General features: G+C 59.6%; 11 protein-coding genes. 4 read left to right on the top strand and 7 right to left on the bottom strand.

Features of this window, described 5'->3' with window-relative positions; translation table 11 throughout:
- The coding region (locus tag L0H65_RS06340) for a leukotoxin LktA family filamentous adhesin (RefSeq protein ID WP_301457992.1) at positions 1 to 2,976 on the bottom strand (2,976 nt) is incomplete at its 3' end.
- A gap of 198 nt (positions 2,977 to 3,174) precedes the next feature.
- Between L0H65_RS06340 and L0H65_RS06335 the strand changes: the two genes are divergently transcribed.
- Positions 3,175 to 4,866, top strand: coding sequence for an alpha/beta fold hydrolase (locus L0H65_RS06335; RefSeq protein WP_301457991.1), 1,692 nt, complete (start codon positions 3,175 to 3,177; stop codon positions 4,864 to 4,866).
- Between the two features lie 12 nt (positions 4,867 to 4,878).
- On the opposite strand, the gene L0H65_RS06330 is transcribed toward L0H65_RS06335, so the two are convergent.
- Both L0H65_RS06330 and L0H65_RS06325 read right to left on the bottom strand, forming a co-directional pair.
- On the bottom strand, positions 4,879 to 5,337 hold the full coding sequence (locus tag L0H65_RS06330; RefSeq protein ID WP_301457990.1) for an invasion associated locus B family protein: 459 nt from the start codon (positions 5,335 to 5,337) through the stop codon (positions 4,879 to 4,881).
- 209 nt (positions 5,338 to 5,546) lie between these two features.
- Positions 5,547 to 5,972: a Hint domain-containing protein gene (locus L0H65_RS06325; protein WP_301457993.1), complete on the bottom strand. Its 426-nt coding sequence runs from the start codon at positions 5,970 to 5,972 to the stop codon at positions 5,547 to 5,549.
- Between the two features lie 444 nt (positions 5,973 to 6,416).
- On the opposite strand from L0H65_RS06325, the gene L0H65_RS06320 reads away from it, so the two are divergent.
- Positions 6,417 to 6,884, top strand: coding sequence for a hypothetical protein (locus tag L0H65_RS06320; RefSeq protein WP_301457989.1), 468 nt, complete (start codon positions 6,417 to 6,419; stop codon positions 6,882 to 6,884).
- Positions 6,885 to 6,921: 37 nt separating this feature from the next.
- Entirely contained in the window at positions 6,922 to 7,179 is a 258-nt protein-coding gene (locus tag L0H65_RS19795; RefSeq protein ID WP_367651978.1) for a TniB family NTP-binding protein, read from the top strand.
- 419 nt (positions 7,180 to 7,598) lie between these two features.
- Here the strand turns inward: L0H65_RS19795 and L0H65_RS06315 are convergent, their stop codons facing one another.
- Together L0H65_RS06315 and L0H65_RS06310 are read right to left on the bottom strand one after the other, a co-directional pair.
- Entirely contained in the window at positions 7,599 to 8,192 is a 594-nt protein-coding gene (locus tag L0H65_RS06315; RefSeq protein WP_301457988.1) for an SMC-Scp complex subunit ScpB, read from the bottom strand.
- A 2-nt stretch (positions 8,193 to 8,194) separates the two neighbouring features.
- Entirely contained in the window at positions 8,195 to 9,085 is an 891-nt protein-coding gene (locus L0H65_RS06310; RefSeq protein WP_301457987.1) for a DUF1403 family protein, read from the bottom strand.
- A gap of 114 nt (positions 9,086 to 9,199) precedes the next feature.
- Here L0H65_RS06310 and L0H65_RS06305 point away from each other — a divergent pair, with 114 nt between their 5' ends.
- The gene (locus L0H65_RS06305) at positions 9,200 to 10,318 is read left to right on the top strand and encodes a tyrosine-type recombinase/integrase (protein ID WP_301457986.1); all 1,119 of its coding nucleotides are present in this window, start codon (positions 9,200 to 9,202) and stop codon (positions 10,316 to 10,318) included.
- Between the two features lie 356 nt (positions 10,319 to 10,674).
- Here the strand turns inward: L0H65_RS06305 and L0H65_RS06300 are convergent, their stop codons facing one another.
- Positions 10,675 to 11,763 carry a ParB N-terminal domain-containing protein gene (locus L0H65_RS06300; protein WP_301457985.1) on the bottom strand — a complete coding sequence of 363 codons (1,089 nt, stop codon included), beginning with the start codon at positions 11,761 to 11,763 and terminating at the stop codon, positions 10,675 to 10,677.
- The coding region (locus L0H65_RS06295) for an AAA family ATPase (RefSeq protein WP_301457984.1) at positions 11,756 to 12,318 on the bottom strand (563 nt) is incomplete at its 5' end. The genes L0H65_RS06300 and L0H65_RS06295, both read right to left, overlap by 8 nt.

The following is a 12,318-nucleotide window of genomic DNA, read 5'->3' as shown; positions in this document are numbered from 1 at the left end:
GTCTGTTTCCACAAAGACATTCTCGGCAACCAGATCGACGTTGGAAACCGCCCTGGTGTCAGTATGTTTGGCAATAGCGTCAGCCCGTTCATCCCAGTTGGCGATATTGATTCCCAGCAGATAGGCGCGCTTGCCGGAGGTATCGAGTTCCGCGCCGGTTTCGCCGGTCAGGGTGCCGGGGGCGTCAGGATCATCTGTCGGCACAGAGCCCAGGCGCACTAACGCCTCAGACCGGATTTCGTCATAGATATTACGCGCCGAGATGGTGATGCGCGGATCATTGGCCAGTACGACCTTGCTTGCATCAGCATAGAACGCACCGCCCGGTCGGCCCCAAAGGCCATCGGGTGTCGCCTCAATCAACGCGGGCGATAGCGAGACCACGGCACCTAGCGGGGTTTCATACTCCTCAGAAGAATCCCCCGTGACGGTGCGGGTTTGGGTGTGCTGCGATGATATATTCAGCGCAACGCCAAAGCGGGAATTCGCGTTGCCGCTGTTACCGCCGCCAGCGGTATCGTTGCCTTCGACCGCATTGGCATCTGCCGTTTGCTCATTGGTTTTGTCGGCGTCAGCCGCGTTCAACGCAATGCCGGTCAGATTGGGCAGCAGTGCCGATTGCTTGTCATTGCTGATCGCCTGATCGCCTGCATCATCGGACACACCCGCGACAGTTTCAGACCCACCCGAAACCCGCGCGCGGGTAAGAAACTTTTCGGTGCGGGTTTCAGACGTGATCTCAACCTCGCCCGAGGGCACCGCAACAGCGCCGCCAAACAGCGTTTCCGTTTTCGTATCGGCCACCGACAGGTTCAGCGCGAAACCCTTGGTCTGACCACTGGTCACCGCATCGGAGGTCAGCATAATGTTGCGCACCGTCTCCGACGCGATGGTTAAACCCTCACCGACCGCTTGGGAAACCAGCGTGGCATAGTTCCCCGGATCCTGATCGGGTCTGTAATCCGCCTCATCACGCGACGCCCTCGCGTCCAAGGCGATAATAGGGCGATATCCGTTCACAATCGTACGCGCCCTTGAGCGGCGCAGAGAGGCGGCGATAGCAAGGTTGAACGCGGTTGCATCTACACCGTCGGTCTGCACGCCGGACTTGGCAACCAACGTCTGCTCCTCATTCACGACCGAGCGCACTTCAATCGTGCCGCCGGCGTCAATCGCGGTATAGTGCAGCGTCGTCTTTGCCTCTGTGTTGGAGGCGGCGATGGCAAAGGCAAGGTTCTGGTTAGCGGGCGCAATCTCAAAATGCGTGGTGGCGCTAGAAATAACTTTCGCCTTGTCTTCGGACACTATCCAGCTGTGGTCCATCTGGATAGTGGCGCGCGCATCCAGATAGCTGGGCTGGTTTTCAAGATCCAAAAGGTCCAGTTTTTCCTGTATCACCCGCCCCGCATCAGAGGCGCGTTTGAGCAGGAAATCCGAACTGATCAACGACCCGTCCGGCCCAAACAGCTTGTTGCTATAGCTATCCAGCGCAGCCTGTGCATCGACCACGTTGTCTTTGAAAACCGTGGCCAGCAATGTCACATTCTTGCCGCGCAAAGTGGCCCCGATTGCGGTCAGCCGCACAATTCCCACCGGCAGCACATTGTTTTCGGCATCGCCGGGCGCAAGGTCTGGGTCATGCAGCCGATCATCAAGGCGCGCATGCAACAGAATGTCACCCGAGGTGCCATTGGCTGCTGTCGTGTCAATTACGGTGCCTTCCGACAGCTTGATCACGGGCGCAACCATCGTCACATCACCAGCAGAAGTACCCGCGGCGTTAGACGTTGTGATCGCCCCATTATCCCCAAGCACCTCGATACGTTTGGCGGCTGTCACCGTCAGATCCGCCCCATCGGTGTTTTGCGGAATAACCACCGCAAGTTCATGCGAATCAATCAGGACTTGCCCTGTCAGACCCGCATTGCCGTAAGCCGCAAGATCGCCCAGAACCTCCACTGTGTTCGCCGCACTAAACCCAACAAACCCGCCTTTTCCGGTTCCCAGTGCAGCGGCAGAAATCACGGCCCCGTCCGACAACAGCGCCGAGCCTTCGGCAAAGATGACAATCTCCCCCGCTTGCTGTGCGCCGGTGGACTGGCTAATCACCCGCGCGCCGGGCGCAAACGTGATATCGCCCGCGCTCGTCATCGCAATAAACCCGCGTTGACCGCCAGCAGAGTTGGCTTGGACACGCCCTAGCGCACCAACGCTAACACCACCTTTGCCATAAATACCTATATGACCCGCTTGGTCAGCGGTGCCAGCCGTAACCTGCCCATCAACGGTGACCAAACCACCCGCGCGGATCTGTGCTGATCGTTGCGCCATGATATGACCCTGTACGACGACGTTGCCAGTATCAAGCGGGACGTTATTGTCGATGATACCGCGAACCGTCCCGGTATCAATTTCATACACATTGCCAAATATATGCTGAAAAAGCCCCGCACCTACCGCAGTTTGGCTTGGCGTTGAAAGCGAAACCGAACCGCCGTGGATCGTCCCTTGCGACCCGACAACAAAGCCGTTCGGGTTGGCAATATAAAGATCACCGCCGACTTCGCCATTCCGCATTGACTGGACAAGCCCATTTATCTGCGACTGCGGCCCATTGACGATGTTGATTGTACCCATTGCTCCTGTGGGTGCGTACAGATTGACCGTTTGCCCCGTCCCGACATCGAACTGGCTAAACGAATTTATGCCGTGACCTTGACTTTTCGTGGTGGTGGTCACGTCCATCACATTGCCAGCAGAGGTCACGCTGGTCCCGGTTCTTCCGTCCGGAAGGACCTGCGCCGAAAGCGACCCAAGTGGAATGGAAATACATCCAGTGAGCGCGATGCACCGCGCCAAAAATGAATTCAATTGCGCAAAGTTCAAAATGAAACCTTTACAACACGGGCTAATCCCTTCCCCATGAAGCGTTAACGGAACCGCTCGGTCAAACCTGCGGGTGCCAGTTTTCGCCATAAATGATATATCCGAAGTAATTAAATTACCTTTTCGGCGCCCAATACCCAATTTGCGGTATCCGACAAAAAGGCACCAAGCATGGAATTGAGGAGACATCTCGCGATGAGTGACCCCCCAACCGAAGCGCCCTCAACCGAGGCGAAAACAGGATTGAACGCAAACTCGCAACTTATTGAAAGTATTTATAGAATTGCGTTGGAACCTCAAACCTACGATGCTTTCATGGGTCGTTGGGACGAATTTATCCAAAACCGTCTGAGCGCCCTTGACGCCTTGCGTGACGCAGATGGCACCGTTGCAACCGCAGAGATTGCAACTCATTTCGAAATCGCAGAACGCTTGTTGGACCAAACCCGCAAAGCCGATGAGTCGCACGGCCTTGCGCCTGCCTATGGTGCAGGGTCGTCCAGTCCGGGGCCGGACCCGCAATTCCTGATCGATGCCAGCGGCGCGATTGTCTGGACCAATGCAGCGGCGACCCGGCTGTTTGGCATCAAGCGCGGCACCGAAGTTACAGACCTAACCGTGCCGGAGCGCCATATGACGGCGCTGAATACGCGAATGGACAGCCTGAAAACCGAAATGGAGCACAACGCGCCACCGTTGATCTTTCAACTTCCCGCCGTGGCCGCGACCGATGGGTTGGCCCCTGGCGAAGTGGTGCATCTTCAGGCGCAACGGTTGCATGAAAGGACCGGCGGCGACCTGCTGCTGGTCAGCCCGCTGACCGCCAACTGGCCGCCGGGCATGCCGGTGCTGCTCACATCGACCTATGGGCTTAGCCATTCGGAATGTGACATCTGCGAGTTGCTCAGCCGCGCCCACCGTCCGGCGGACATCGCCACCTTTCGCAACAGCGCAATTGCAACGGTCCGCACCCAGATAAAATCGCTGTTGGTCAAAACCGGCTGCGGGTCACAGACCGAACTGGTGCGCTTATTGCACCTGTTGATGCGGGTGGCTGAATCCCATGGGCCAAGCCACCCTGCTGCACCGATTGCACAGGGGGAAATGACCTCTCTGTCACTGGATTCAGGTCTGGTGATGCCGGTGGAACTGCATGGTCCCGCCTCCGGCAAACCCGTCATTTTCTTGCACGGGATGCTGGACGGTGCCAGCCTTACCACCCAGATGCGCGACGCATTGCACGCGCGCGGCCTGCGCTTCATTTGCCCGACCCGCCCTTGGTTTGGTGACGCAGCGCCCGACTACGGTGCGACAGATGTGGCCCCGCAGCGGATCGGCGCAAATATACATGAATTATGCGTCAAGCTCGGGCTGAATGACGCGCTGGTTCTGGGGCATATGGCGGGCGCGGTTTATGCCTTTGCCTGTGCGGCGGCCGCACCCAAGCACATTCGCGGCATTGTCAATGTTGCGGGCGGTGTGCCTATCACATCCCATGCACAATTTTCCGAGATGTCACACCGTCAGCGCGTTGTGGCCTACACCGCGCGCTATACACCGCGCTTGTTGCCCTTTGTTCTGCGTGCCGGCATCAGCCAAATCAACAGCGGCGGAACAGATCGTTTCATGCAATCGCTTTATGCGACCTCACCCATCGACATGGAGGTTTTGAAAGACCCCGAAATCCGCCGCGCCGTTCTGCACGGCTATCAGTTCGCCACCCGTCAGGGGCATAATGCCTTTGAAATTGACAGCTATCATGTGGTCCGCAATTGGCAGCATTTGGTCGACGCGTCAGACGTGCCGGTTATCTTGCTGCATGGTGCCCATGACCCGGTTGTCAGCCCCGGATCGGTTTCAGCCTTTGCCAAACGGTTGGGCAAGCGTGCATCCATCGAAGTGTTTGATGACGCCGGGCAATTGCTGCTGCACCAGTTTCCCATCCGCGTGCTGGATGCGCTGGAACGCCTCGTCAGCTAACTTTCAGGCGCTTTAGGATGGGTCGCAATCGTCCAGTACCTCCAGCGCCCGCGTCACACCCAACAGGGAAACCGGCACGATCAGCGGACGCGCATCTTTCAAAGGCCGAAATGCCACGAATATACGACGGCCCTTCTTGAGCCGATCCATCTCTGCCGCGCTGACACCACCGCTGGCCATGCAACTCCGCTTGCTGCAACTCTGCCATGCTAACCCTACCGCGTCGCTAGCGCCGGCGTGAACATAAGCCGGCGGTTCCGCCAATGCCACACCGACAGGAACCCGCAGGGTCATCACGGCGGGCACGGCCTTTTGCCCTGCACCGTGGCGTAGCAGAATGGCAATTGTCGCCAATCCGGAGGAAGGCGCGCGCAATCCGATATCAATGGTTGCCACACATCCCGCATCCCCCTGCACGACCCGCCAGTCGCTAAAGCTCTGAATCTGCTCACCCGTGACAGGTGTTGCCATCAGGCAAAGAATGAGAGCAACAGCAACATTGTTTTGAGGGGAGTTCAACACCATACGCTTTAGAAAGTCCCAAATGGGCTCGCTGCGCAAGTCGTAATCATGGCGCAGCCGAAAGCGTTGATCAGACGTTCCTCGGATACATCTTCGCAGGCCAACCAAATTTGTGGACCGCGTCGCGCAGGAACATGCCAAATAGATCCCAAAGGCCGTCAAGCGGCGATCAGTTTCACAGCTTTGGCAAAACCAACAGACGCCTTGGCCAAAAACGGGCGCACCGTAGGCCCGTAGACTTGCGCGACATCGGCTTGTCCGGCAAAAAGCGGGCGCAGTACGGGCACGTGAGCGGCAAGGTCCATCTGCACCAGTGATCCCAGTGCCTGCAAGGCCATGCGGCCAGGATACAGCGTTTCGCTAGGCGCTCCGTTTGCCCAGATCAGGCCATGCTGCGCCAGCACGATATGATGATAGCCGATGCTGCGCCGCCCTTTGCATATCCGGACCGCACCCGTTCCAGCTTGTGCCAGATGCCGCGCGCGCGCCAGCACTTCGGCCCCGCGATACTGCATCAGCATACCGTGTTGGGGCGAGACAACAAGGTCGGAATGGTTCCCAAGAGCTCCCTCGCGGATCAAGATTGGGCGCAGTTCAGGTTACCACCGCCGCCGGTGTAGGTATCGTTCCCGGAGGTACCGCTGTAAGTGGCCATGATGCCCGCTCCGATGTAAGACCGGGCAGAACCGCATTGCGATACGCGCCAGGGTCAATTTCACTCTGAAGATGATGCTTGGACAGTTTGGGCTAACCATTCTCTAAACAGGCAGGGCTTTATTACGGCAACTTTTCGAGGTATTTTCGCAAAGTATCCGTTTCCCCCTTTGGTCAACGATATGTCCGCATTGTCAGGGGTTGGCGATGGCTGGTGGATATGGTTGATTTCAAGGGTACGCTATTTTCGAAGTCTGTGATCTGTCACCCGTCGAGGATTTGCCTGCAATTCATGAGAGGGCGCACGCTGTGTTCTGCGCCTTTCAACCCGTTAGGTCTACAACCATCTGGCGCGATATCGTGACGAGCGCCGAGTGTCTTCTCTTTTGCCCAAAACGGGTGAGGTGAGACGGCTACGGATCAATGCCGGTGTCGAGAAAATCATCGCGGCGACGCTGCGGGAAATGCGGTTGCGCCCGGAACAGCCCGATCTCGCACCGATCGTCGTCGAAATCCGTGCGCGCGGCGAAAGTGAGGGGCTCGAGCCCCCGGCCTATGTCACCGTGGCCAAAGGAATTCCGCAAGTGTTCACTCCCGAAGGGATCGCCCGTCGACGGCTTTCCGGGGGCAAGCACCTGCGCCGCCTGAAGCCGCGGCCGGGATACAGCCGCGCCACCCACGCCCTCGACGTTGTCCAAGTCGACCATACGCCAGCCGATATCCACTTCATTGAGGTAATCGACGACCACGGCGTTTTCGTCGGACGCCCTTACCTGACGATTGCGGCCGATGTGGCGACGAGTGCTACTATTGATTTTTACCTGACCCTTGCTCATCTTTGACGAATTCCACAGTGCCTTGCGCGGACGCCGACGGGATGTGAAAGCCATCTTCTCGTTTCTGCGCCGTATTGCCCGAGTGCATGACATTTCTCCCGTCGTTGTAGGCGGGGCCGCGGTCTTTGATGCAGTACATGACACCAATGAGATGGGATCGCGGTTCGATAGGGTGCCCATTCCGCGCTGGGGGTTTAACGAGGATTTTGCGACACTTCTCGCCAGCCTCGAGGCAAGCATGCCGAGCGGCGATTGCCGCAATTTCGGGGGGAGAGGAGAAGATCACCACCACAAGCCTTGACGCTATCGGCTATGTTCCGTTGTCGCGACGCTGGAAATCGGCCTTGCGAATCGAGATGATGTGAGCGGCACACAGACTGAGATCACCGTCATGCCCGCCCGTCGCTGCGCGCGTGTGGCAGGGACAGAACCAATCACGCAACTGTCGCATCGGGATCGATGCAGTGTGTTCCGACAGCTGACTGAAGCCGCTTCCGCTCTCTCAAACGGACGGGCAAGTTCCGCCGTGAGGTGCTGGACCCGGATTGCGCAAGCGGCGCCGAGCCATGGGGGGCTGGTGACGATGCGCACCGAAACCCTTGCCGCGCGAAACAGGCCGGAGCGGGGTTCATCTTTCGCGGCACCTGGTCTGACTGATCTTGCGCAAGCGGCGCATCTCCATGCGGAACGCCTGACCCGCCCACACGCGCTGACCGCCGCTCAAGGATCGGACAGCCCGGCATCGGTCAATTGCTCGGGGTCGGGCATGTCACGCAAGCTCTCCATTCCGAAGGCCGCGAGAAAGGTCTCGGTTGTGACAAAGGTATAGGGCGCGCCGCGGCGGGGTTCGCGGGGGCCGGTTCCAATCATGCCGCGCTCGGCCAATCGCCCGATCAGGTCGCGGCTGATCTCTTTGCCGAAAATGTCCTTCAACCCGTCCCGGCTGATCGGCTGGTGGAGGGCAATGGCGGCCAGCACGGCGATATCGAATTCATTCAGGTTCAGCGTCTGTTCAGCCACATCCGCTGCGGCCCGGATGGCGGGGGCATAGGCGGGCTTCGTCCGTAGCATCCAACCCCCGCCAACGCGCAGTACGGCGTAAGGACGGTCGGTCAGACCAACCTGTAGGTCCTCGATCAGCAGATCAACCGAAGCCCCCTGCCCCACCACGCGCGCCAGATCGTCGCGTGCCACCGGCGATGCGCTGGCAAACAGCACCGCCTCACACCGGCGCAGCCATTCGTGCCAGCGCAGATCGGGGGGCAGATCGGCCAGCTCCCGATCCAGCTCTGCCTTGAGACTGTCGCGCGCCATGTTCAAACTCCATACAGACGAAAACTGTCCCGCCCGGTCAGCTCACGCACGGCCCCAAGGTCGACCAGCCGGTCACAGAGGCGGCGGGCGGCGCGATCCGACATGAACGGGAGCAGTGCCACCGGAGCCAGAGCATCGCGGGACAGAAACAACTCGACCGCCCGGTCCGCCCCCTTGGCCCGCAGCTTCGGGGCCACCGCCTGTAACCTTGCCGCACGCCTTGCCAGATCGGCCGCCAGCGGCAGCGCCTGCCCTGCCGCGGCGACCACTGCCCGATGACACGTCCGCCGAAGATCATCACCGCGCATCCGCAGATCGCGGGGCCTCATGGCCAGCGCCAGCACCGGCAAGAGGTGGTCCCACCCCAGCGATGTCGCCAGCACGGCATCGGCCAGGATCAACGCCGCCGTCTCGGCACGTGGGGCATCGGTCAATACAGCCTCCAACACAGCCGCCGCGCGACCGACCGGGTTTCCACCTGTCGCATCAAGGCAAAGGGCGATCTGCTCAAGCGCTACAGCGGGCAAGGCCTTGTGCAAATTGGCAACTGAGATCGGTCGCGCCACCGCCACGCTCCATTGCTGGAAAACTTCGCCTGCCGGGCCCGGGTGATCGCCGGGCCGCATGAGGTGCAGCGCGTCACGCAATTCTCCCGCGCTTTCCCGGCGCCCCACGAACCCGACGCAGACCTCTGCGGCCGTGAGCGCCAGCCGCGACCGCCACAGTGCCTGTGGCACCGCATCCGACCGCGCGGTGAGATCCAGATGGGCCAGTGCCGCGCCAGACAAAAAGGCGGCCTCTTCAAGGGTTTCTCCCGTGCAGCGCGCTACCCACCCCGGTATTCGCAGGGCCGCCCGGCTGTCGTCTTTCGGGATGAGCTTCGTTTTTTCCATGCCCGCAGCCTAATCTATTGCGGCGCTTTTGACTAGATAGATCCAGAATATCCGCCGCCGGATTGTCGGCTTCACTATGTCCAATAAGTTTGCATTATCGGACGTAAAGAGCGTATGATCGAAAACATGACAGAAACACCCGAGAAATCGCCCTTAGACGCCCCAAAGGGACCTGACACCGATGCCGGGCGCCAGAGCACCTCCGACGCGATCGCCCTGCCCTCTCACCTTGCGGGCTCCGGCCCGCTCGACCGTCTGGTCGAAACGGCACGGGACTATGCCAGGGCTTCCGTCTCTGACAACACGCGACGCGCCTATGCCAAAGACTGGGCCGCATTTGCTCGGTGGTGCCGGATGCGCGGCGCGGACACCCTGCCCCCCTCGCCCCAGATGATCGGTCTCTACATCGCCGATCTGGCTGCGCCGCAAGGCAAGGCCTCCTCGCAATCGGCGATCCAACCCCTTTCCGTATCCTCGATCGAACGCCGCCTGTCCGGCCTGGCCTGGGGCTATGCGCAACGCGGGGCGCGGCTGGACCGCGCCGACCGACATATCGTCACTGTTCTTGCCGGAATCCGCCGGAAACATGCCCGCCCCCCGGCGCAGAAAGAAGCCATCTTGCCGGAAGACATCCGTGCCATGCTGGCCACCCTGCCCCACGATCTAAGGGGTCTACGCGACCGCGCCATCCTGTTGATCGGCTTTGCCGGCGGGTTGCGACGGTCCGAGATCGTCCGTCTGGATCACGGCAAGGATGACACCCCGGACGCGGGCGGTTGGGTGCAGGTGATGGACGAAGGTGCTCTGCTTACCCTACGCGGCAAGACCGGCTGGCGCGAGGTGGAGATTGCCCGCGGCTCCAGCGAGCAGACCTGCCCCGTGCATGCCTTGACCCAATGGCTGCACTACGCCCGCATCGACTTTGGCCCGATCTTCGTTGCCGTATCCCGCAACGGTTTGAAGGCGACGCAGAACCGGTTGTCTGACAAGCATATTGCCCGGCTAATCAAGCAGACCGTCGAAGACGCCGGATTGCGACCGGAACTGTCCAAGGCAGAGCGCTTGCGGCTCTATTCCGGCCATTCCCTGCGTGCCGGTCTGGCCAGCAGCGCCGAGATTGATGAGCGCCATGTCCAGAAACAACTTGGCCACGCCAGCGCCGAGATGACCCGACGGTATCAACGCCGCCGCGACAGGTTCCGGGTGAACCTGACCAGGGCGGCGGGGCTCTAGAGGTGACTTGAAGCGCGACAGATGTGAAGCGCCAAAGCAATATGGAGACCGTCAGGTTTCAGCTTACCGCGTCAATTGAAGTCGCCAAACAAACGTGACAACGGGCATGCTAGGCTCCCTTTGGCCGATCTCCACCGCTCCCTCTCCCGAGGATGAAGCCGCCCAAGTGTTTTTCTCACCTCAGCATTCCGGGATGCCCACCGCGTGCCTTGCGGCGCGATCATTTCCCGCGAATTGGTGCTGGCACGTTTGCCAGCGAACGTTGTCATGGTCAGCATATGGGCCTTCTGAACCAAGCCGCGTTTGACGGTGCGCAACCGACCTGCTGCCGTGGCGGACAGGTTTCGCCGCGAAACCTAGCTTTGCTTACCAAGCCACGTTTCCAGCTTCGCCATTATCGTCTCGGCAAGCTCATGGACAGCATGCGGCCCGCGCAGCCGGATGGAGAAACCATCCTCATGCCGCAACATCTCCATCGAAACGTCGTTGGCGAAAGAATGTGGCTTGGCAGGTGCATGAGGTGATTTTGGGGCCTTTGGTCGGCCACCGCGTTCTGGCTCACGCTCGATATCTTCAGCGGCGGTGACGAACGGCTCAATCTTCGCCCATTCTGCCCCGGCCCCCCTGCCCTGCTCTTTGATCAAGGCCGAGCGAAGCTCGCTGACCATACCCTGGCGCAGCGCATATGCCAAACGCAGACCATTTCGTTCGGACAATTCTGTGGGGTGCTTCAGCATATCACCCAACTCTTCGTGGATCAGAGCAAAGCTGCGAATCTTGGACCGTTTCGATTTCGACGCGGCGGCAAAGATCACATCAATTGCCTGATCAGCAGAGCCGAACGCCCCCTGACCGGCGGAAACAACGGCGACGCGACCACGCTCATAAGGCGAAAGCTGCGCGCGCAATTCGTTTTCTTCGACCATGGCGGTATAGGCCGCGCCCATTTGGTCCGCCGTCCGCAAAATCGCTTTGGCGGTGGCAAAGGCAGTGCCCTCCTCGGCCCGCAATTCACCCAGTACCGTCAAACGGCGCCAGCCAGAAATAAGCCCATAGCGCCCGTCGGTCAAGGCAGCGACCTCTATCGGGGCGCGCATCCCATTGCTGCGGATAGAGGCTTTAAGCTCTTCCAGTTCCTCCCGATCGACCACCATACGGTCGCGGATCAGATGCGACATCTCAATCACGTCCAATGGCAGGTCGAGCAAAACGCGCCCATCTTCCAAGGCTTTGCGCCAGGCAACGGCATCTTTACCATCCTTGGCCAAGGCAATGCGCGCGTCAATATCCAGTGGTTGTGCAGCACGGGCCGCCTCTGCCGCGACTTGCGTGATCGGGGCTGAAGTCAGCCCCAAACGATCGGGGGTTGGTTTCGCCGCGAAACCCGCCTCCATATCTGCCAGCGCACCGGCATCAGGTGCTTCAAGCTTTCTACGTTTAGCCATCTGCCTTCTCCTTCTCAGCCACAACATCGCGCCACCATGCGCCAATCAAAAGCTGCTTGAATTCGGCATAGGTGCGGTCAAACGCCTCGCGACCTCGCAAATATGTATCGCGATTGAACTCGCGGTAATCAGCCTCATAGATACCGTTTACTTGTTCGCCCGCCTGCCCGACAAGCGCGGTAAATTCCTGCCGGTAGGTTGTCATGAAATCCCCGAAATATGCCTGGATGACATTGGCCAAATCGGTTTGCTGGCCAGCATCAAAACGGGTGATGATGGCGCGCACAACGTCCCATTCAAACTTGACTTCGCTCATCCCCAGGGCGCGGCGTTGCGCATTCTCGCCCTCCTCAATGCTCGCAAAGGTGGAATAAAGCATGTCAAAAAATCGACCCGTGGAATCAAATTCAAGAAACGACGCCCCAAGCGGAACCAGCAATATATCGGACGCGGCAAGTGAATTGATCGTCAGGTATCCGAGCGCGGGCGGCGTATCGAGAAAGACGATATCGTAATCGTTCAGGATGCCCTCATTGGGCAGGAAGTTCCCAAGGG

The organism is Pseudorhodobacter sp., assembly GCF_030452865.1.
In the GTDB taxonomy this organism is placed as follows: Bacteria; Pseudomonadota; Alphaproteobacteria; order Rhodobacterales; family Rhodobacteraceae; genus Pseudorhodobacter.
Note: the sequence above shows the minus strand (reverse complement) of the source record. Positions and strands in the feature narration are given on the sequence as shown.

Coding starts and splice junctions, on each gene's coding strand:
- L0H65_RS06300 (WP_301457985.1), bottom strand. CDS start 11,763: ATGGCTAAACGTAGAAAGCTTGAAGCACCTGATGCCGGTGCGCTGGCA.
- L0H65_RS06310 (WP_301457987.1), bottom strand. CDS start 9,085: ATGGAAAAAACGAAGCTCATCCCGAAAGACGACAGCCGGGCGGCCCTG.
- L0H65_RS06305 (WP_301457986.1), top strand. CDS start 9,200: ATGATCGAAAACATGACAGAAACACCCGAGAAATCGCCCTTAGACGCC.
- L0H65_RS06315 (WP_301457988.1), bottom strand. CDS start 8,192: ATGGCGCGCGACAGTCTCAAGGCAGAGCTGGATCGGGAGCTGGCCGAT.
- L0H65_RS06330 (WP_301457990.1), bottom strand. CDS start 5,337: ATGGCAACACCTGTCACGGGTGAGCAGATTCAGAGCTTTAGCGACTGG.